The following is a 21,305-nucleotide window of genomic DNA, read 5'->3' as shown; positions in this document are numbered from 1 at the left end:
CGGATGGTCGCGGTTCAGGCGTCTTTGACGCGCGAGACGTATTCTCCGGTGCGGGTATCGACCTTGATGGATTCGCCCGACTGGACGAACAAGGGGACGCGTACCACGGCGCCGGTCTCCAGCGTGGCCGGCTTACCGCCGCCGCCCGAGGTATCACCCTTGAGGCCCGGATCGGTTTCGACGATCTGCAAGACCACGAAATTGGGAGGATCGACCGCCAGCGGGGCACCGTTCCAGAGGGTCACCTTGCAGACATCGTTATCCTTGATCCACTTCGCGGCCTCGCCGACCGCGTTCGCGTCGGCGGTCATCTGCTCGAAGCTCTCGGGATCCATGAAGTGCCATTCTTCGCCGTCGTTGTAGAGATACTGCATCTCCGTATCATGGACGTCGGCCGCCTCGACGGTATCGCCCGACTTGAAGGTCTTTTCCACGGTTCGCCCGGTCTTCAGATTGCGCACTCGCACCCGATTGAAGGCTTGCCCCTTGCCGGGCTTGACGAACTCGTTCTCGACGATGTTGTACGGATCCCCGTCCAGCATGATCTTGAGTCCGCCCTTGAATTCACTGGTACTGTAAAAAGCCATGCCATCCTCGTTTTCTGTGAAACTAAACCGTGCAATGGTAACGCGAAGCCCCGCCGCTTGTCAGAGCGATGCCGAGCGGATCGCCTCTGGCGAGACCGCCGCCTGGAAGCAGGCCCTCGCCGCGTCCTTTACCGAGGTCGCGGCCCTGCTCGATGCGCTCGGTCTCGATGGCAAGGATCTCCCGGATCTCGACCGGACCTCCCCGCTCGCCTTCCGCCTGCTGGTTCCGCACGCATTCGCCGCGCTGATGCGCCCCGGCGATCCCAATGACCCCCTGCTCCGACAGGTGCTGCCGCGGGTCGCCGAACGGGCGGGAAGCGACGACTATATCAACGACCCGGTCGGCGATGCCGCCGCCGATCGCGGTCACGGTCTGCTGCAAAAATACGCGGGGAGAGCGCTGCTGATCGCCACCGGCGCCTGCGCGATCCATTGCCGCTATTGTTTCCGCAGACATTTCCCGTATGCCGCCATGGGGTCCGCGGCGGTGCGCGATGCCTCCGCACTCGCCCGGATCGCGGCGGACCCGTCACTGTCCGAGGTGATCCTGAGCGGCGGCGACCCCTTGATGCGCGACGACCGGTCGCTTGAGAGGCTCATCGCCGAACTCAATGGCATCGGGCATCTGCGCCGCCTGCGCATCCACACCCGACTCGCGGTCGTGCTGCCGAACCGGGTGACGGAACGGCTCTGCGCGATCCTCAGCGGCTCGCGTCTGACTCCCGTGGTGGTCATTCATGCCAATCATCCCAATGAGTTGGGACCGGCGGCCGAGCAGGCGGTGCAACGACTGCGACGCGCCGGGGTGACCGCCCTGAATCAAAGCGTCCTGTTGCGGGCGGTCAACGACGACAGCACGACCCTACGCCAGCTCAGCGAACGGCTGTTCCAATGCGGTGCCCTGCCCTATTATCTCCATCAGCTCGATCCCGTGGCGGGCGCGGCGCATTTCCAGGTCACCGACGCATGCGCAACCGAGCTGATCGCGTCTCTGCGCGAACAGCTACCCGGTTATCTGGTTCCGCAACTGGTTCGCGAAGTACCGGGAGCCGGCTCGAAAAGACCCATTTTCTGAATCGGCAAAGAATTCTCGTGCCTGCGTCTCGCGCCTTATTCTCTTTCACAAATCACGCGCAAAGGCCGATAATCAGTCATCCTTGATTTATCCGCTTCCGCCGACACCTCAGGATGTCCGTGCAAAATCAAACCGCCACCCTGCTGTTCATCACCTCCGAGACAACCGAAGCCGAACGGCTGATCGGCATCTTGCGCGAGGACGGTTTCGCGGCGAAAAGTGTCGCGATTCCGCATGCGGAGCGCCTTGAGGAAGTGATCGCGCAACGCGCCTGCGACATGATTCTCGGTTGCGGCTATGACCGCAACGTGGATCTTGACGGCCTGTTCGCCGCGTATCGCAAACTGGAAGGCGATATCCCGCTCCTCGTGATCGGCGAAGCCGACAGTCATGCCGGCGACCTGATCAAGGCGCGACGGGCAGGCGCGCGGGATCTGCTCCGGCGCAACGACAACGAACACCTGAAGTTCGCGGTCTTGCGCGAATTCACCGATCTGCTGAAACGGCGGGCGGCCAGCGCGCTGAACGAACGCCTGCGGCTCTGCGAACAGCGTGACCGCGAACTCATCGCGGTCACCAGCGCGGGTGTCGCCTTCGTCCAGGACGGCCTGCATCTCGATGCCAATCCGGCCTACCTCAACCTGTTCGGCTACGCCGACCTCGACGAACTGCAAGCGACCCCCTTTCTCGATCTCTTCATTCCCGAACAACAAAAGCAGATCCGCGAGGTTCTGCGCGGCGGCGACGCCTCCGCTCTGGGCGAGCCATTAGAGATCACCGTGACCTGCCGGCGGACCGATGACAGACAGTTCCAGGCGCGGCTGCTCGCCGCGCCGTCCGAAGCCGATAACGAGCCCTGTCTCCGGCTGATCCTGAGCGCTATCGACGGCGCCGCCAAGGCGCCGTCCGACACGCCCCAGGCGCGATCCAGCCGCGTTGAAACAGAGCTCGCGCGCCTGCTGGCCGAGATTGACAATCATCTCGACAGCGAACGCATGGTCAAACGGCCATTCGCGATCTTCTATATCCGCGTCAACCAAAGCACGCAATTGCTCCACGATCTGGGACTCATCCAGGGCCTCAAAAAACTCAATGATTTCGAGACCGTTCTCACCTCCATTGTGGCCGATCGCGGTTTTCTGGCGCGGGTGAACGATGACGGTTTCGGACTGATCGTCGACAGCCTGGGCGAGTTCGAATCGAAGGCATTGGCCGAGCACATCAAATCGACAGCCCGCCTGCCTGGCCCCGCCGCCAGAGAGCGCGCTGGCGCCGACTGCGAGATCGGCTATTACCTGGTCAGGGATCGGGCTGCGGCCGCGGAAGACATTCTCAATGCCGCCCATCGGCTCTGCATCGGTCATGAATTCGCCGGTCAAGCGAAAACGTCGGGCCTGGAATCGGGAACATCGCTGGCCGCGCGTGCCAAGCAAGGGGCGGAGGACAATGATGCGTCCATGACGCGCAAGATCGAATCCGCGCTGCAGCATGATCGGCTCAAGCTCGTCTATCAGCCCATCATCAGTCTCATGGGAGATAACCAGGAGAACTACAGCGTTCTGATTCGCCTGCTCGACGAGGAAGAAAATCTCTATGAAGCCAAGGATTTCATTGGCCCCGCGATCCGCGCCGGACTGATCGAACGGATCGACCAATGGGCCATCCGCGCGGCGATCCAGATCATCGGCGAACAACGTCGAGCCGGGCATAACATCAGTTTATTCATCAATCTGTCCGAGGACACGTTTCGCAATCCCAACACGATTCTGTGGATCTGCGATTGTCTGCGCGAATTCGACGTTCGCGGCAACTGGCTGACGTTCCAGTTCCAGGAGGAATTGGTCGTCGGCAATCTGGCAAGTATCGGCAAACTGATCGAAACGCTCAGAAAAATCAAATGTCGCGTCGCGGTCAACCGATTCGGCGCGGTCGAGCGACCTGAACTTTTGCTCCAGGGTCTGACCCTGGACTATGTGCTGTTACAGACAAACTTCGCCCATGAACTGGCGGACGATCCAGCCAAGCAACAGCAACTCATCGCGCTTGCCACCCTCGCGCGCGAATTCAACGTCAAAAGCATCGTCACCGGGGTTGAGGATGCGCGCGCACTCACCGTTCTCTGGACCGCCGGAGTCGACTATGTTCAGGGCAATTTCCTGCAACGCCCCTCGCCGACGCTCGAAATGCAAGCATGAATCCCTGAGATCGAATCTGGATATCGAGATGTCCGCTTCATCGATTTCATAACGAAATCCGCACGAGCGAAATATGGCTTCCATCGCCGATGAGGTTGCGCCACCATGACCCGCCTGAGTCTGAGTAAATCGTCACTGACCCGGGAGACGCGCCAGCTTCAGACCTTCGAGCGGTTTTTGCCCGCGCTCGATCTGAAGCGCAAGCAACTGATGGCCGAGCGTGCCAAGGCGCTGGCCGAGCAGGAACGCATCCAGGAAAGCATGATCGCCCTGCGCGACGAGGTTCAACAAAAGTTGCCCATGCTCGCCAACCGCGACATCGCGCTCGACGGTCTGGTGAAACTGCGCGGGGTGCGCCTGGGGCAGGAAAACATCATGGGGACACGGCTGCCGCTGCTGCTCGGGGTGGATCTGGAACGGCGCGACTACGGTTTCCTGAGCCGGCCGCACTGGGTCGATCGGCTGGTGGACGCCTGGTCGCGGATGCTCGAACTGCACGCGCGCGTGGCGCTTCAGACGCGCCGGGTCGAACTGCTGGAAGAGGCCGTGCGCAAGGTCACGCAGCGCGTCAATCTGTTCGAGAAGGTGCTGATACCGCGCACCCAGGCGAACATCAAACGGATTCGCATCGCCCTCTCCGATGCCGAGCGGACCGCCGTGGTGCGCTCCAAGATCGCCAAGGGCAAGCGTCTGCGCGAGGGTCTGGCATGAGCATCCTCACCCTGAACCGACTGACCCTCGCCGGTCTCGCCCGGGAGAAAGACGCCGTCCTGGAACGGCTCCAGACGCTCGGCTGTCTGCATCTGCTGCCGCTCGGTCCGGCGCCCGCAGAACCGGAGCGCACGCCGCCGGCGCACGCGGTCGAGGCCATCAAGGCGCTGCGCTACCTGCGCGACCTGCCGGAGAAACGCCGTCAGGTACGCACGGATCCCGCCTTCGACATCGACCGCACCATCCAGACTGTGCTGGACAACCAGCAGCGTCTGCGCGACGTGAGCGACCGCCGCGACGCCCTGCGTCAGCGCCTGATCGAACTGGAACCCTGGGGAGACTTCGAACTGCCCTCGCCCGCCGATCTCGCGGGACGCAAGCTCTGGTTCTATATCGTTCCGCAGCGCCAGATGCCTGACCTGGCCGAACTCGATCTGCCCTGGCAAGCGGTGCATCGCGACCATCGGCAATCCTGGGTGGTCGTGATTCATCCGGACGAACCGCCCCGCGACGCACTCCCGGTGCCGCGCGCCCACACCGGCGCGCTCAGTCTGACCGAGGTGCGCCGACGCCTGGAATCCGCCGAACTGGAGATCGAGGAGGTCCAGGCCGAGCGACACGCGCTCACCCGCTGGATCTATCTGCTGTCGAGTCATCTGGCGCAGGCCGAGGACGAGGCCCGGATGCGCTTCGCGCACAGCCAAACCCTGGACGACGAGTCGCTGTTTCTGGTCCAGGGCTGGCTCGCCGAGCGCGATACCGAGGGTGTCCGCGCGCTGACCGATGAACTGGGTCTGGCCATGATCCTGGAGCCGCCCGGCCCGGAGGATGCGCCGCCAACCCTGCTGGAGAATCCCGCGCCGATCGCCGCCGGGCAGGATCTGGTCGGTTTCTATCAGATGCCGGCCTATCGCGCCTGGGATCCCTCGCGGGTGCTGTTTTTTTCCTTCACCGCCTTTTTCGCCCTGATCCTCTCCGATGCCGGTTACGCGCTGGTGCTGGGTGCGCTGCTCGCTGCTTACTGGCGCCGGCTCGGGCGTGGCGATCTGGGGCGTCGACTGCGCATCCTGGCCGCCGCCCTGACCGGCGCCTCGCTGGGCTGGGGGATCCTGGTCGGCAGCTATTTCGGCGTCTCGCCCGCACCCGAGAGCCTCTGGGGACATCTCAAGCTGCTGGATGTCAACGATTTCGACAGCATGATGAAGATTTCGGTCGGGATCGGCGTACTGCATCTGATCCTCGCCAACGCGGAGATGGCGGCGATCAACCGCGGACGCGCGAGCGGGCGGGCCGCCCTGGGTTGGATCGCGACCCTGATCGGCGGTTTCGCGCTCTGGCTCGGCAGCGACGACGGCGCGCCGGTCTGGCTGGCCCAATCCGGTCAGGCGCTGACGATCGGCGGACTCGCGGGCGTCTTTCTCCTGGGCAGCGACCGTCGCCCGGACAGCCTCAAGGCGGTCGCCCTGCGGGGGCTCGACGGTCTGGCGCAACTGGTCAAGGTCACGCAGGTCTTCGGCGATGTCCTGTCCTATCTGCGCCTCTTCGCGCTGGGTCTGGCCTCGGCCTCGCTCGCCATCACTTTCAACGATCTGGCGCGCCAGGTAGCGGCGGACATCCCCGGCCTGGGGCTCTTTCTCGCGCTGCTCATTCTGCTGGTCGGACATGCGCTCAATTTGGTGCTCAGTCTGATGAGCGGCGTGGTGCACGGTCTGCGGCTGAATTTCATCGAATTCTATAACTGGGCCCTCGCCGGCGAGGGCTATCCCTTCAAGCCTTTCAAAAAAGCGGAGTTAAACGAATGAACGAGTTCGTGATTGCCCTGGGTTGGGCGGGGCTGTACGGCGCCATGGCCCTGGCGGCCATCGGCAGCATCATCGGCTGCGCGGTGGCCGGTCAGGCGGCGATCGGGGCCATGGTCGATACCGACTCGGGCTATGGCCGTTATATCGGCGTCTCGGTGATGCCCTCCTCGCAGGTCATCTATGGCATCGTCGTCATGTTCACCCTGCAACGCGACGTGACCCCGGAGAATGCGCCCGCGCTGTTCGGGATCGGCATCCTCTGCGGTCTGGCGCTCATGTTCTCGGCGATGCGCCAGGGTCAGGCATGCGCCTCGGCCATCCATGCCAGCAAGACCAAGCCCGAGATCTTCGGCCTGTCGCTGGCACCGGCGGCCATCGTCGAGGGCTTCGCGGTCTTCGCCTTCGTCTTCGCGCTGGTGCTGGCCGGCAATATTCCGGGCTGACCGGACAGGGGAGCAGACATGATGGCGACACTGGACCGAAAAGCGACTCAGGATCTGGCGTCCTCGGGCGTCGAGACCTTGATCGAGCGGTTGCGCGACGAAGGCGTCCTGGCCGGTCGCTCGGAGGCGGAGCGCATCGAGGCTGAGGCGAAGCGACAGGCGGCGCGGATCGTGCGCGAAGCCGAGACGCGCGCGCAACAGATTGTCGAGACCGCGAGCCAGCAGGCTGAGACGCTCAGAAAGGGCGGCGAAGAAGCGCTGCGGATCGCCATGCGCGATACCGTGCTGCGTCTGAAGGCGGAACTCTCGGATCGTTTCAGCGACGAGGTCAAACGGCTGATCTCGGCGGAAATGGAACAGCAAGCCTTTCTCGAACGCCTGATCCTGGAAGTCGCCGCCAAAGGTCGCGCCGAGGCTGGGCTCGATGCCGGACAGGCGGTCGAGATCCAGCTTCCGAAGGCGCTGATCAGTCCGGAGGAATTGCGACGCGACCCGCTGGAACTGCGCGAAGGCTCGCTCTCGCATTTCGTGCTGTCGCTGGCCGGCAACATCCTGGCCGCTGGCGTCACCTTCGCGGTCGACCAACAGGAATCGCGCGGCATCCGGCTCTCGCTCAAGAACAAGGACGTGCAGATCGATCTCACCGACGACAAGGTCGCGGCCATCCTGCTCGCGCACCTGCAACCGCGTTTTCGCGCCATCCTTGAAGGCACGGTGAAATAAGGAGCCCAGGATCGTGACCGACGCCCATCGTTACGCCATGCTGTTGAGCGCCCTGCCCTATCACGGGCCGCTCTTCAGCGCCAAACAGACGCCCCTGTCGCGTATCCGCTTGAATCAACGCCTGGCCCTGCTGGAACCGGAGGACTTCGCGTGTCTGCAAACCCTCGGCGAGCTACAGGATTGGGCGCGGCAGGATCTGGATCAAACCGACACGCAAGCCGTCGCGCGGGCCAACCGGCTCGTCCCGACCATCGCCCATCCCTTCGCGCGCAATCTGGTGATCTGGCGGCTGGAATTACGCACCCTGGTCGCGGCGCTGCGCCGCCGCCGGCGCGGCGATGCCGCGCCGAACGACAACCGCTGGGGCTTCGGCCGCTGGGTGGCGCAGATCCGGCGTCACTGGCACGAGCCCGGATTTCGGCTCGAAGGCGCCTTTCCCTGGCTCCCCGAGGCCAATCGTCTGCTCGCCCTGGAGGACGCCGTCGGACTGGAGCGGCTGTTGCTCGGCACCGTCTGGAATCGTCTGGAACGCCTCAGCGACGGACATTATTTCGATTTCGAGGCGGTCGTGATCTATGTCACGCGCTGGGATCTGATTGCCCGCTGGACCGGTTATCGCGGCGAGGCGGCGGTCCAGCGCTTTGACGAACTGGTCGCGGCCGGAATGACCCCGATCGCACTCGACCCCATCACGGAACCGTGACCATGACATCCGAACCTGCAATGCAGACTCAACCCGACAGCCCGGCCCGTATCGTCTCCATCCAGGAAAGCCTGGCGACCATCGAGGCCGGCTGGAAGGATGGCGCGCGCCTGCCGCTGAAAAAGAACGAGGTGGTGTTCATCCTGCCCGAGCGGACCGGACCGGATGGCCGGCACGAGGAACTGAAATCTGAGATTCTGCGGATCCGCGGCGATCTGGCCGATATCCAAGTGTTCGAGGATACTCGCGGGGTGTCGATCGGCGATCCGGTGCGCCAGAGCGGCGAGTTGCTGTCGGTCGTCCTGGGTCCGGGACTGCTCGGCGAGATTTACGACGGATTGCAGAATCCGCTGGAAAAGCTCGCGATTCAACATGGCGTCTTTCTGCCGCGCGGCATCGACCTCGACGCGCTGGACATGCACCGCAAGTGGTCGTTTGTGCCCGGCGTGCAACACGGCGCCAGACTGCGCGCGGGCGGGGTACTCGGCACCGTGCAGGAGGGGCTGTTCACGCACAAAATCATGGTGCCCTTCGATCAGGCCGGCGAGGTCGAGATCACTTGGATCCAGGAAGGCAGCGTCACCGTCGATACCCCGGTGGCCCGTATCCGCGATCACCGGGGTCATGAAACCTCGCTCGACCTGACCCAGCGCTGGCCGGTGCGTCGGGTGCTGACCGAGCATATGCTGCGCACGCGCACCGCCGAGCGTCTCTATCCCGACCAACCGCTGACGACCACCATCCGTCTGATCGACACCTTCTTTCCGGTGGCGCGCGGCGGCACCGGCTGTATCCCTGGCCCCTTCGGTGCCGGCAAGACCGTGTTGCAGCATCTGTTAGCCAAGCATGCGGGCGTCGACATTGTCATCGTGGTTGCCTGCGGCGAGCGCGCCGGCGAGGTGGTGGAAACCATTACCGAGTTCCCGCAACTGCGCGACCCCAAGACCGGCGGCTCGCTGATGGACCGCACCATCATCATCTGCAACACCTCGTCCATGCCGGTCGCCTCGCGCGAGGCGTCCATCTATACCGGCATCACGCTCGGCGAGTATTACCGTCAGATGGGCTTTGAGGTGCTGCTGCTGGCCGACTCCACCTCGCGCTGGGCGCAGGCGATGCGCGAGACCTCCGGGCGGCTGGAGGAAATCCCCGGCGAGGAAGCATTCCCCGCCTATCTGGATTCGGCCATTCGCGGACTCTACGAACGCTCCGGCGTGATCCGGGGCGCCGACGGCGCGGTGGGCAGCCTGACCATGATCGGCAGCGTCTCCCCGGCCGGCGGCAACTTCGAGGAACCCGTCACCCAATCGACCCTGGGCACGGTCAAATGCTTCCTCGGACTCTCCTATGACCGCGCCTACAAACGTTTCTACCCCGCCATCGACCCGCTCATTTCCTGGTCGCGCTATCTGGAACAGCTCGCCCCCTGGTATGCCCGAAACCTGGATCCGAGCTGGAACGAGCGGGTGCGCGCCATGCAGGATCTCCTGGCGCGCGGCGACGCCGTGCAGCAGATGATGCAGGTCACGGGCGAGGAAGGGATTACGACCGAGGACTATGTCGTTTTTCAGCAGGCGCTACTGCTGGATATGGTGTATCTGCAACAGGACGCCTTCGACAAGGTCGACGCCTCGGTGCCGATGGAACGCCAGCAATTGACCTTCAACCTGCTGTACCGACTGATCGGGCGCGACCACTCGCTTGCCGACAAGGCCGCCGCGCGTCAGTTTTTTACGCGGGTGACCAATCTGTTTAAAAATTTCAACTACTCTGTATCCGACTCCCCCGATTTTAAGCGTCTGCTGGGCGAAATCACGGTCCTTGCCGAGAGTGTTCCGCTAGCGTCAACCGTCAAGCATGAAGCGACGTCGGGTTGATCCTCTCCTGGCTTGACGCGCTGGCAGTGACTCTTGAACTTTCGTCGCGTGAATACGACTTCATGAGGCCACCGTACCATCGCTGTGGTAAACCACGGTTTTTCTTCAGAGTACATCGCCATTGGCTAATGGTTTTTTATACGACCAAAGGATGAAAACGAGACAGACTTATGGCAAATGACACGAATGTTACATGGCACGAACACCAGGTTTCGCGTTCCCATCGCGAAGAAATGTATGGTCACAAGGGCTGCGTGATCTGGTTCACCGGCCTCAGCGGCTCCGGCAAAAGCACGATCGCCAACACACTCGACCATCGGCTGCATGGAAACCGCATCCATAGCGCCGTGCTCGATGGCGATAACGTCCGCCATGCGCTCAATGCCGGACCTGGCATGCTCAAGGAGAACCATGGCGAGGCGTTCGCGCAGCGCTTCGGACTGGGTTTTTCCGCCATCGATCGGGAAGAAAACATCCGGCGCATCGGGGCCGTGGCGCAACTCTTCGCGGAGGCGGGCATCATTACCCTGACGGCCTTTATCAGTCCCTATCGAAGGGATCGGGAGATGGTTCGGCAAACCATGAAGGAAGGCGAATTCATCGAGGTCTTCGTCGATACCCCGATCGAGATCTGCGAAACGCGCGACCCCAAGGGACTCTATAAGAAGGCCCGCGCCGGTGAAATCAAGGGTTTTACCGGCATCGACGATCCCTACGAGGCACCCGTCGCGCCAGAGTTGACCCTCTATGCCGGCGAGAAAAACCCGGAAATCCTCGCCGACGAAGTCATCGAGTATCTTCAAATTCAGGGTATCGTTGCTCGGGCGAGGACAGACTGAACGGTTGAAAAACCAGTGAAACATTGGGGGCGGGCGTCTCGCCCGTCCCCCGTCGCCAAGCATGTCGGCGATTGTTGAACGTGATTAACCCTGCTGCAACAACGCGCGCAGATCGGCGATCGCGGCATTGGCCCGCGAAATGTAGGACGCCATCACCAGCGAGTGATTGCCCATCGGCCCGAAGCCGGTGCCATTGAGAATCATCGGGCTCCAGATCGGATTCTGGGTGTTCTGCAACTCGCGGGCGATCTGCTTCAGCGACACCAGCGCATTCTTGTCCTTGAGCACGGACTCAAAATCAATCTCCAGCGCCTGCAAGGTGTGCAACAGCGCCCAGGTATAGCCACGCGCCTCGAAAAAGATGTCGTCGATCTGGAGCCAGGGCGTTTTGGTGCTCGCTTGTTCCGGAGCCGGCTTCGACTGGCGGGCGCTGGGGTCACCGGCCAGATCCGTATTCAAATAGGCCTGACCGACCGCATAGGAAAGTCGCTGCGCCAGACTGCCCAGACGCTTTTCAACCGTCTGAAGATAGACGGACAAATTGTCGGAGCGCGCGAAAAACTGCCCGTCCAGCGCATTGTTGTCAGTGAGCCGGTTGAAGTAGCGATACAGCGCATCCGCGCCCTTGCGATACTCGGACTCGGTCGATGGCAGGATCCAGGAGTCGGAGTTGTAATTGAACTGGGGCTGTGCGATCTGGAGATCCTTGTCCTCGGCCGATTGGGACTGGGCGCGACTGAAGTCATTGCGCAGCGAATCCGACAGGTCGCGCAGTTCGGTCAAGGCGCCGAATTCCCAGTTTGGGATATTGTCCAGATAGATCCCCGGCGGGGTCATATCATTGGTGAGATAACCGCCCGACTTGTCCAGCAGGGTCTCGGCGATGCGGATGGCGGTCGCGGCCGTGGCGGTGCCCGTCACCAGTTTGGTGGCGTCGTTATCGACCAGGGATAACGCCTGTTCGCGCACATCGAACCTGGCGGGCGAATGGGACCAGACAATCCCCAGGATCGCCACGACGACGAAGTAGGTGACCAGGAACAGACCAATGGTCCACCAGAACCCTTTCTCTTTCCAGACGCGGGGATCGTAGAGCGTCACGACTTGAGTGACCTTCTTGGTCAATGCGGGCTTTTTCCGGGATTCATGAACATCCATCGCTTTCTCCGTGTTGTTTGGCGAGGGCGAAAACCGCCCCCGATTTAAAATCGCGTCCAGTATAAACGCGCTTGTGTCGAGTGAGCTTCGCCCATCGAAAGCCCATGGCGATCCGATATGCAACCAATGCCAACCATACTGGACGCGCTTTAAATCGGGGCGAATCGTTCGATTCCTACATTTAGGCGAAATCGCGCTGCACGATCTCGCTCGCCCGGCGGCAGATCTCGCGCCCGTAATCGGTCCACTCGCCCTGCCCCCAGTAGCGATAGCAACTGGTTTGCGAGGCCATCAGATGAAAGAGCGCGTTGCGGTAGCTGGGATGATCGGTCGAGACGCCGGGGCGCAACACCTTTTCGTTAAAGATCGAACTCGCCTCCTCCATCGGCCCAAGCAGATTGTCGTAACCCTTGACCCAGGAGAGATCATTGGTCCAACTGCCGCCTTCCATGTGGAAACGCCCGTCTTCCTGTTTGAGTTTCTCGATCGCCTTGGCCAGTTTCTCGGGGCCATCACCCGGCTGGATGCGCGCCCAGATGCGGTCATGGAAGATCGGCTGAATCTCGGGGAAATCGCTTTCCTTGATGCCCATGGCAAAGAGATGTTCCAGATATTCGCTAGCGTTCATCATCGGATTCGCCGAGTGACTGGAGAGCGAGGCCACTTCCATGAACTTGCCGGGGAACTCGTTCATCATGACGCCGCCATTCTCGCCGTCAGCGATCTGAGTGACCAGCGGCGGGATGGACTTGCCGGCCAACTCGACCCGGTTGAGCCCCTGCGCCTCGTACCAGGGCTGCATCTGAGCCACCAGCTTGGTGTCTGACCCCTGCGTTTTGATGATGGCGATGATGCTCGCCGTCTCGCCTTTTGAATTGGTGCAGACCAGACGGTGCGGGATGTGCGGGCGCTCCGGATGACGGGCGTTGCTGACCTGCTGCACCGAGTGTTCCTGAATCAGTACCCATTGAAATCCGCAGTCGACCAGGGTCTTGACGAATTCGTAGGCGACATCGGGATGATTCGGCAGCGCCATCTCGGAGGGCGAGAACCCGCGCACCCGCTCCAGCGCTTCCCAGCCGAAGATGGCCGCGAAGTGATGCTGGAAGGCACGCACATGCAGCCGATAATCCTGCACCGGCGTGGACGGCGCCACCGCATGGCCCCAGGGCATGCCAAGCCATTCGGCGGCCCAGTTGTAATCCGGGTTGCAGGTGATGGTCTTGAGCGCGTCGATGACGTGGTTCTCGCCCATCTTGCGCAGACCGTGCAGCAGGGTGCCGGAATATTCCAGCATGCAGCGCGGCGACTTGCCTTCTCCGACCAGCTGCGGGATAAACTCGCCCATCCGCTTGTAGCACCAGACGAAGGCCGGCGCGTTGTAGTTATCGCCGATGTGCTGGTTATGCATCATGTGCTGGAGATTGCTGATCAGCGCGGCGGTGCGCAGATCGCCCCCGCCGGCGGGGATCAGCGGCTGATGCTGATGGAGCGCAATCGCGGTCGCGGAACGGATGGCCCCGAAGTCGATTCCCCCGCGATCGGCGAACAAGGTCCGCGTGCGCCCCCGCGCGACGACCTTCTCCAACTCGGCTTCATGGCCGGAGATGTTCGGGACATCGCCGATGTATTCAGGCAGTTGATTCACGGAAAACTCCTTAACATGTCATGGATTGTGTTCAATGAGACGATTGGTCCGGAGATGGCTGATCCGGAGATGGCGTCGCGGGCGCGTCGAAGGTCTCTGGCGTGATTGTGACCACAGCATCGCCCGCGTCGACGGACGTTTCCGGTAAAACCGGGGATTCGCCGACCGGCGCTGCGTCGGCGAGCGGTTCCGCGGCGCCCGGCGCGGTGTCTTCGGGCGTTGGCTCGACGACGATGCCGATTTGCGCCAGCGCCGCGCGACTGGCCGTCAGGTCGGCCTCGGCGCGCGGCACCCAGTCCTCGCCCCAGTAGAGGTTGCAGCTTGTCTCGGCCCGCAGCAGGGATCCCAGCGCGGCGGCGATGGCCTCGGCATGCGGACCATCGGTGAGACCGCGCTCGCCGGCAAACCAGCGGGCATCATGGACCGAACGGCTGACCAGGGCAAAATCGGCCAAGGCTCGCCGCTGGCGCGCCGACCCCGTCCATTGGGTGAAATCGCGTCCGTGGTGCCAGCCGGTATTCCAGGCGCCGGTGCGGACCCGCACCTCGCCATGCGCGCCATGGGTGTCGAGATAGTCGCTGATAAAGGTTGGCACGACCCCCGACTCGCCGGCGGCGACGCGTTCCAGCAGGGGTTGATAGAAGACACTCCAGAAATTGGCCCCTTCGGTCACGTTGCGGAACCAGCCGCCGTTCTCGCCATCGGTGCAGGTCGTCACCAGCGGCGGGAAATCGCACCACTTGGTGCGCTCGGCGACCTCGGCGAGGAACCAGTCCAGATCCATGCCGGATTCCTGGGCGTCCGAGAGTTCGCGATCACGCACAATGACGGTGATCTCGTCGTCTCCGTAGCGGGCGATGTGCGGACGATAGCGGGCCTCCTGCCAGCTCATCTCGGTCACTGGCTCGATATGCTCGCTGTCGACCAGGACATAGCGATACCCAAAGGCGCGCAGTAGCGGGATGAGTTCCATCGAGAAGCCCATCTCGGGCGGCCAGAAGCCCTGGAAGCGCGGACGCCAGAGCAGATGATGGGCGATTCCGAGCCAGCGCCGCAGATGTTCCCGGCGGTCGGCCTCCGGAATCAGCGGCAGCACCGGATGGTAATAGCCGGTGCCGAGCACCTCGAACAGCGATTGATTCTGCAAGTGCCAGAGCAGCGATCCGCAGTCCACGATGCCATAGACCCGCTGTTGAAACGCCGGATCCGACAGGGTCTCCAGCAGGGTTCCGGACAGGGAAAGATGGACGCGAGCGTGGGCCTCCTGGCCCCAAAGACTGCGCGGAATACGATCGAGGGCGAACAGGATCTCCTTGGCTTCCCAGCTCTGGTACTCCAGAAGATCCTGGAGATTGCCGGGGGGCTGATGGAGATTGAGCACGAGAGCGTGGTGAGCAATCATCGTTAACGAAACCCGGGCGGTGATGGATCGGTCAAGGATACCAAAGGCCAGGCTCAAGACCCACTACAGGCCATCCGCCTCGTCCGAGCGCAAGCGCTTCCATTCTCTGGTCCGGTGGTAGGGATAGAACCAGATCAAACCTTTATCCTGCCGCCTGGCGGCCCGATCATGCGCTTCCTGCCTTAATTCGCGTGTATTCTATCCATGTCTAAGGTAGATTACGGAAGGTTATGAAATTGATTGCACCACCAATGGGGTGCCAGCGACCACCCCTTTTCGTAACAACCAGAATCCAAGAGGCGGGCAAAGAAGATGGCTGATAACAAAATCGTAACCAAGAAAACCGCGGCCAAAAAAACGGCTCAGAAAAAAGCGTCCGACCCAAAGCCGCCTGTCGGTCAAGCGGAAGCGACTGTAACAAAGCCGGCGGCAAGTCAATCGAGCACGCAGAAGACGGCTGCTCCTACTGCGGCCGCCAAGAAGGCTCCCGCCGCCAAAAAGGCGCCAGCCGGAAAAGCGGCGGCTAAAACCACGGTCACGAAAACGACGGCAGCGGCCAGGCCCGCGGCAAAACCAGCCACCGATGACAGTTCTGGCAGCCTCAAACAACTTGCCAATGTCACGCCCGAAAAGCGGCAGGACATGATCAGGGAAGCGGCCTTTTACAAGGCCGAAAAACGCGATTTTGCCGATGGGTACAAGGATCAGGACTGGGCCGATGCCGAGCGCGAGATCGACGACCTCATCAATCGCGCAAAAACCATGACGGCGCTTAAACCACGCTCAGAGTGAAAGGCGTCGTTTCGTGTCGCTCCAGCCTTGCTGGCTAGCCTCAGCGCAGAGCGCCAAGAGGAAGGAACCCGTCACACTGCGAAGCGGTGTGACGAGAAACACTCAAACCGCAGCGGCTCCAACGCTTGTGGACTCTGGCGAAACCGATCCGATGCACCAAGTAATGCATGCCATGCCGGACGCGGTTTCATCTCCTACAGACCCAATTCATCCAGCAGCGCCATGTCGACCAGTGATTGAGTATCGGCGGCAAGCGCTGCGTTTTGCCGGGCCTGATCTTCCACAATGCGATCCGGGTCGACGTCTTCCAGCTCGAAATCGTGCAGCTTGATGAACTCGGTTTTGTCCATCGCCAGCTCCATGTAAAAGACGTTGCGACGCGCCGTGCTGAAGGCGACGCGCCGCGACTGGGCGCGGTCCAGATTGGTATCGATACTGACCATCACCTCCTTATTAATGGTGAGCATCTTCGGCTGATTCTGATTGATGCAGACCTGCAATTCATGACCAACATTGCCGGTGAAATCGCCCACGATCTGATTCATCAGCTCACCGAGCATGTTGCCGACCTCTTCGGACGTATGCTGAGTGGCCAGCTCGGACTCCGGCATGCCCATGGAGATCATGTAGGCGCGATAGATCTCCATGGCGGACTGCGCCGAGAAGTTCATAATGACCAGACCGGAAAAACCGCCGTCGAACAGCACGAAACAGCCGATATCGGGCCTCAGGCAGGTGCGCGTGATCCGCTGCACCATCGGGGAATAGCTGATCTGGGTCTTGGTTGCCGCGGAGAGTACCTTTCGCACGGAGCTGCACAACATCACCAGGATGTCATCGGTCGATATCGTCTTTGGCTTTGTCAACGGTCTTGCTCTCGATTTAGGTTGGAAGATTAGGAACGAGGCTAGCCCCGCTCGCCTCGGCTTCCCGCGGCGGCGCGGGAAGCCGAGACATCAATACATCGACACCGCCCGCCTGCGCGATTTCATCATAGACCTTTTGCAATTTTCATACTTTAGCACGCGCCGATGGTGACGGGCGTCGCCAAGGTTCGGACGCTGGGCGCGGCGGCAAGCTCGCTCTTGACGGAGCAACCACGCGATCGGCGGCTTTCGACCTGGATCGAGGCATTCCGAATTATGACGTTTTAAAGACATTTTCGTGACAATCGGCTAGGCTCTTCGGAATGACCACCCCGTCTGAACCGGCTCCTCGCGAGCGCCTCGTCTCGATTCGTCACCCGTGAAACATCCTTTCGCCTTGTCCAACACGCTTCACCCGCGCCTTGCCTGGGGCGTGGCGCTGCTGTTCGTCGCTCTCTGGTATGTTCTTGCCCAAGCAGCCATGAACCGATGGTTCCAGGTCAACCCCTGGTCCGCGACCTATCCGCGCGATCTGACCGCGCACCTTCTGCTCGGCGCACTGCTGTTCGGGATGGCACGCTCGCTGCCCCGCTTCATGCTCGCCACGGCGGTTCTGTTCACCTCGCTGACCCTCGGCAATGCGCTGAAGCTCTCGATTCTTGGCGCCCCGGTGACGCCGGACGATTTCGTCGCGGCGCGGCATCTGTTTCTGCTGTTCGGCGGCTGGCAGTTCGCGGGTGCGGTCCTGATGGTCGCCGCGCCGCTGGTTCTGCTCGGCTGGATGATCGCCTGGAATCAGCGCCGGACCTGGATCCATCTGGGCGTCCTGGGTCTTGGTGTCGGTCTGCTTGTCGCCTTCCCCGCCTCGCTCACCCAGGTCATGGATGCCCGTTTCGGCCACTCGGTCTGGAATCAGCCCGCCAATTTTCAGATGCGCGGACTGCCGATTCATCTGCTCCAGGAAACGGCGCGCAATCTGTCGCTGCGCGAGACGCCACCGACACGCGTGGAGGTCACCGCGGCGTTGACATCGCTCGCGGATGTTGAAGGACGCGACCTGCTTAAGGTCGCCCGCGCTCCCGATCTTCCACGACGCAATCTGCACATGATCGTCCTGGAATCCTTCTGGGATCCGCTCGCGCTGACCGCGTCCGAGCTGTCCGCCGATCCGCTCGATCCCGAGTTCCGCTCGCTGTGGACCGCTGCCGGCCATTCGCACGCGCTCGCGCCGGTGTTCGGCGGCTATACCGCCAATACCGAATTCGAGGTGTTGTGCGGCTTCCCCGTCACCCGCGACAACGTCTTTTTCGAGGGCGGTCTGCGTCGCGATGCCCCCTGTCTGCCGCGTCATCTGGCGGAAGCCGGTTATCGCACCTTTGCCTCGCATCCCAATTCGGCGCCCTTCTGGAACCGGGTCAATGCCTATCGGCGAATCGGTTTCGAGACCTATTGGTCTGACCGGGATTTCGTCCTCGACGACATGAATCGTGAATTTCTCAGCGACGCGTCACTGTACCGTCAGGTGCTGGAACGTCTGGAACCGACGCTACGGCAGTCGCAACCCGTCTTCAATTACGTGCTGACCTATTTTGGCCATCTGGATTACCCGCTGAACGAGCGCCGTCCGGCGACGATCACCGCAGCGCAAGGGCATGACATGGTCGCGGCCTACGCCAACACGCTCTACTACAAGTCGCGCGAACTCATGGCCTTTCTGCGCGAACTGCGGCGACGCGATCCGGACGGGCTGATCGTCCTGTTCGGCGATCACTTGCCCTTTCTTGGCCCCAACTTCGGCGGCTACACCGAATCCGGATTGCTCGCCAGCCAACGCAGCGATTTCACGGATAGGATGTTCCGCACCCTGGTGGAGACGCCGCTGGTGGTGATCGATGGCCGGCGCGGCCCCGTGGCGGTCGGCGATCTGTCATTCTATCAATTGCCCGCGCGCCTGCTCGCGCTGCTGGGCGATCAGCGCCCATCCATCATGGAGTTGGCGCTGCGGCCACCAAGGACGGCCCACCTCCGACCGCTGCCCGGTCTATCACTCATGATCGAAGGCGACAGCGTTAGCACCTGCCGGGGCGCGGAACTGGCGCCCGGCGAAACCGAGACCAGTCACGCCGGCGCCTGCCGCGCGTCGTCGGACTGGCTCCAGGCGGTGGAGCGACTGAAGGCGGATCTGTTCAGCGGGGCGCAACATGCGCTGCTGGATCTTCACGCGCCGCAGATAGAGTTCCGGGAAGCGGCGCTGACGCCAAGGGCCAAACCGCGCGATTAAGACACCATCCAGCAAGTATTTCCCGAATCGCTGAAACCGATGGCCAAGTCGCCCGCAAGCGGGCTCCTACGGGGCGCGTAGGAGCCCGCTTGCGGGCGACGCCGATACTTCGCTCGGATCAGGCCAGCACCTGTCCGACCGCCTCGCAGAGCAGCCCGAGTTCGACATCCGACATGAGATAGGGCGGCATCAGATACACCAGCCGCCCGAACGGGCGTACCCAGACGCCTCGCTCGACGAACCGGCGCTGGATTTCGCGCATCGCCACAGGCTGCTCCATTTCCACCACGCCAATGGCACCCAGCACGCGCACCTCCGCCACCCCCGGCAGGCCGCGACAGGGTGCAAGACCCGCGTTCAATCCAGCCTCGATCCGGCGGATATTCGCCTGCCAGTCGTCCGCCAGCAGTAGCTCGAGACTGGCATTGGCGATGGCGCAGGCGAGCGGATTGCCCATGAAGGTCGGCCCGTGCATGAAGACGCCCGGCGCGCCGGACGAAATGGTGTGCGCGACCCGCTCGGTCGCCAGCGTCGCGGCCAGGGTCAGATAGCCGCCGGTCAGCGCCTTGCCGACCGTCATGATGTCGGGCGAGATGCGGGCATGCTCGCAGGCGAACAGACGGCCGGTGCGTCCGAACCCGGTGGCGATCTCGTCGACGATCAGAAGCACCTCGAAGCGGTCGCACAGCGCGCGGACCTGTGCCAGATAGTCCGCGCTGTAGAACCGCATCCCGCCCGCGCCCTGGACGATGGGCTCCAGGATGACGGCGGCCAGTTCATCATGATGGCGCTCGATCAGTTCGGCGAAGGGCGCGATGTCTTCCGGTTGGCAGGTCTCTCCGAAACGGCTGGTCGGCGCGGGCGCGAAGATCTGCTGGGGCAGCACGCGGCTGAAGAGATGGTGCATCCCGGTGACCGGATCGCACACCGACATGGCGTTGAAGGTGTCCCCATGGTAGCCGGAACGGATGGTCATGAGCCGGTGCTTGTCCGGGCGTCCCGAGGCGATCCAGAACTGGAGCGCCATCTTGATCGCGACCTCCACCGCGACCGAGCCAGAGTCGCAGAGAAAAACCTGCTGAAGCGGCTCCGGCGTCAGTTCGATCAGCGAGCGCACCAGACGCATTGCCGGCTCGTGGGTCAGCCCGCCGAACATGACATGCGACATCCGGTCGAGCTGATCGCGCGCCGCCTGATTCAGCGCCGGATGGTTGTAGCCATGGATGGCGCACCACCAGGACGACATGCCATCGATCAGCACCCGGCCGTCCATCAGTTCCAGATAACAGCCATACGCCGCGCGCACCGGATAGACCGGATCGCGGTCGAGAGTCGAGGTATAGGGATGCCAGGCATGGGCCTGATCGATGGCAAGGATGTCGGCGCTCTCCACGAAACTGGGGTCTCCGGTTCAGGATCGGTTCAGGGTGCATTGGATAGGATGTGCTCAACGACGGGAGATTGGGCTTCTGTCGCATCCACCGAGGATCTCATCGATGAAACGTCAACGTCTGCTTCTTTCGCTGGCCACCGCCTTCCTGGCAAGTTCACTGCTGCTACCGGTTCTGGCGGCGGCCGATGGCCCCCGTCATCGCGGAGACGATGACCGCTACGAACGATATGACAAGTATGACCGATATGACCGATATGACCGCTGGGAGCCGCCAAGACACGCGAAACGTCATCGCCGGCACGATCACGACCGTTATAGCAGGATCTATGTCCAGAGTCCGCCCCCCCCGCCACGGGTGATCTATCGGGATCCTCCTCCCCGGCATCGCGCGGACAATGGACTCACCATCATCTATCGCGGCGCGTTTGACTGATCGGCGCGACCGCCTGGCGTCGGCGCGGGCGCGGTTTCAATCCGGCGCGAAGCGTTTCGCCGCGCCGGAGCGCCTGCACCAGCCGCGACTATGCTAGATTCGCGCCTACCGTCACCGGCAGGAGAACCGGGAGCCCGTTCGCCATGCGCCTCGTCAGACTTGTTTTCGCCGCACTGATTCTATTCTCTCAGCCCCCGGCCTGGGCCGGTCGCGGCCAGGACGGGCAACTCTCGCCGAGCGAAGCCGGCGAGATTGCCAGCCGGCAGACCGGCGGTCGGGTACTGGCGGTCAAACCGGCCGACGGCGGCTATCGGGTGAAGATCCTGACGCCCGATGGTCAGGTGCGTTACGTCTTTGTTCCAGCCCGCTAAAAGCGC

19 protein-coding genes are annotated in these 21,305 nt (G+C 62.4%); 13 read left to right on the top strand and 6 right to left on the bottom strand.

All coding sequences use genetic code 11. The features are described from left to right. Window positions 1-14: 14 nt before the first annotated feature. Window positions 15-587 carry an elongation factor P gene (gene efp, locus CCR95_RS13190; protein ID WP_201095029.1) on the bottom strand — a complete coding sequence of 191 codons (573 nt, stop codon included), beginning with the start codon at window positions 585-587 and terminating at the stop codon, window positions 15-17. Between the two features lie 34 nt (window positions 588-621). Between efp and epmB the strand changes: the two genes are divergently transcribed. The 9 genes from epmB to cysC all read left to right on the top strand — a co-directional run bounded on the left by epmB (window position 622) and on the right by cysC (window position 10,955). Beyond that, on the top strand, window positions 622-1,662 hold the full coding sequence (gene epmB, locus CCR95_RS13185) for an EF-P beta-lysylation protein EpmB (RefSeq protein ID WP_201095027.1): 1,041 nt from the start codon (window positions 622-624) through the stop codon (window positions 1,660-1,662). A gap of 113 nt (window positions 1,663-1,775) precedes the next feature. Then, a complete protein-coding gene (locus tag CCR95_RS13180; RefSeq protein ID WP_201095025.1) occupies window positions 1,776-3,857 on the top strand; it encodes an EAL domain-containing protein in 2,082 nt (693 codons plus the stop codon). A gap of 105 nt (window positions 3,858-3,962) precedes the next feature. Then, on the top strand, window positions 3,963-4,568 hold the full coding sequence (locus CCR95_RS13175) for a V-type ATP synthase subunit D (protein WP_201095023.1): 606 nt from the start codon (window positions 3,963-3,965) through the stop codon (window positions 4,566-4,568). Then, a complete protein-coding gene (locus CCR95_RS13170) occupies window positions 4,565-6,370 on the top strand; it encodes a V-type ATP synthase subunit I (protein ID WP_201095021.1) in 1,806 nt (601 codons plus the stop codon). Before CCR95_RS13175 ends, CCR95_RS13170 begins: the two co-directional genes overlap by 4 nt. Beyond that, window positions 6,367-6,813, top strand: a complete 447-nt coding sequence (locus CCR95_RS13165; protein ID WP_201095019.1) for an ATP synthase subunit C — start codon at window positions 6,367-6,369, stop codon at window positions 6,811-6,813. Before CCR95_RS13170 ends, CCR95_RS13165 begins: the two co-directional genes overlap by 4 nt. Before the next feature lie 18 nt (window positions 6,814-6,831). Next, complete coding sequence (locus tag CCR95_RS13160; RefSeq protein ID WP_242523225.1) at window positions 6,832-7,536, top strand: hypothetical protein; 705 nt, start codon at window positions 6,832-6,834, stop codon at window positions 7,534-7,536. 13 nt (window positions 7,537-7,549) lie between these two features. Further along, window positions 7,550-8,239, top strand: coding sequence for a DUF2764 family protein (locus CCR95_RS13155; RefSeq protein WP_201095017.1), 690 nt, complete (start codon window positions 7,550-7,552; stop codon window positions 8,237-8,239). Between the two features lie 2 nt (window positions 8,240-8,241). Beyond that, on the top strand, window positions 8,242-10,116 hold the full coding sequence (locus tag CCR95_RS13150; protein ID WP_201095015.1) for a V-type ATP synthase subunit A: 1,875 nt from the start codon (window positions 8,242-8,244) through the stop codon (window positions 10,114-10,116). 170 nt (window positions 10,117-10,286) lie between these two features. Further along, a complete protein-coding gene (gene cysC, locus CCR95_RS13145; protein WP_201095014.1) occupies window positions 10,287-10,955 on the top strand; it encodes an adenylyl-sulfate kinase in 669 nt (222 codons plus the stop codon). A gap of 84 nt (window positions 10,956-11,039) precedes the next feature. On the opposite strand, the gene CCR95_RS13140 is transcribed toward cysC, so the two are convergent. The 3 genes from CCR95_RS13140 to CCR95_RS13130 form a co-directional block, all read right to left on the bottom strand. Further along, window positions 11,040-12,113: a DUF2333 family protein gene (locus CCR95_RS13140; protein WP_201095013.1), complete on the bottom strand. Its 1,074-nt coding sequence runs from the start codon at window positions 12,111-12,113 to the stop codon at window positions 11,040-11,042. Between the two features lie 181 nt (window positions 12,114-12,294). After that, window positions 12,295-13,761: a glycosyl hydrolase family 57 gene (locus CCR95_RS13135; protein WP_201095012.1), complete on the bottom strand. Its 1,467-nt coding sequence runs from the start codon at window positions 13,759-13,761 to the stop codon at window positions 12,295-12,297. Window positions 13,762-13,792: 31 nt separating this feature from the next. Continuing rightward, entirely contained in the window at window positions 13,793-15,163 is a 1,371-nt protein-coding gene (locus CCR95_RS13130) for a glycoside hydrolase family 57 (protein ID WP_201095011.1), read from the bottom strand. A 312-nt stretch (window positions 15,164-15,475) separates the two neighbouring features. On the opposite strand from CCR95_RS13130, the gene CCR95_RS13125 reads away from it, so the two are divergent. Next, on the top strand, window positions 15,476-15,955 hold the full coding sequence (locus tag CCR95_RS13125; RefSeq protein WP_201095010.1) for a DUF2934 domain-containing protein: 480 nt from the start codon (window positions 15,476-15,478) through the stop codon (window positions 15,953-15,955). 194 nt (window positions 15,956-16,149) lie between these two features. Here CCR95_RS13125 and CCR95_RS13120 read toward each other — a convergent pair whose 3' ends face one another. Further along, a complete protein-coding gene (locus tag CCR95_RS13120) occupies window positions 16,150-16,821 on the bottom strand; it encodes a DUF3334 family protein (RefSeq protein ID WP_201095009.1) in 672 nt (223 codons plus the stop codon). Between the two features lie 379 nt (window positions 16,822-17,200). On the opposite strand from CCR95_RS13120, the gene CCR95_RS13115 reads away from it, so the two are divergent. Further along, on the top strand, window positions 17,201-19,102 hold the full coding sequence (locus CCR95_RS13115; RefSeq protein ID WP_338115396.1) for an LTA synthase family protein: 1,902 nt from the start codon (window positions 17,201-17,203) through the stop codon (window positions 19,100-19,102). Between the two features lie 118 nt (window positions 19,103-19,220). Here the strand turns inward: CCR95_RS13115 and bioA are convergent, their stop codons facing one another. Beyond that, complete coding sequence (bioA, locus tag CCR95_RS13110; protein WP_201095008.1) at window positions 19,221-20,495, bottom strand: adenosylmethionine--8-amino-7-oxononanoate transaminase; 1,275 nt, start codon at window positions 20,493-20,495, stop codon at window positions 19,221-19,223. A 103-nt stretch (window positions 20,496-20,598) separates the two neighbouring features. On the opposite strand from bioA, the gene CCR95_RS13105 reads away from it, so the two are divergent. Both CCR95_RS13105 and CCR95_RS13100 read left to right on the top strand, forming a co-directional pair. Then, entirely contained in the window at window positions 20,599-20,928 is a 330-nt protein-coding gene (locus CCR95_RS13105) for a hypothetical protein (protein WP_201095006.1), read from the top strand. A gap of 143 nt (window positions 20,929-21,071) precedes the next feature. After that, window positions 21,072-21,299 carry a PepSY domain-containing protein gene (locus CCR95_RS13100; RefSeq protein WP_201095005.1) on the top strand — a complete coding sequence of 76 codons (228 nt, stop codon included), beginning with the start codon at window positions 21,072-21,074 and terminating at the stop codon, window positions 21,297-21,299. The last annotated feature ends 6 nt before the right edge of the window (window positions 21,300-21,305 follow it).

Origin of the sequence: Thiocystis minor (assembly GCF_016653465.1) — a bacterium.
Classification (GTDB): domain Bacteria; phylum Pseudomonadota; class Gammaproteobacteria; order Chromatiales; family Chromatiaceae; genus Chromatium; species Chromatium minus.
Note: the sequence above shows the minus strand (reverse complement) of the source record. Positions and strands in the feature narration are given on the sequence as shown.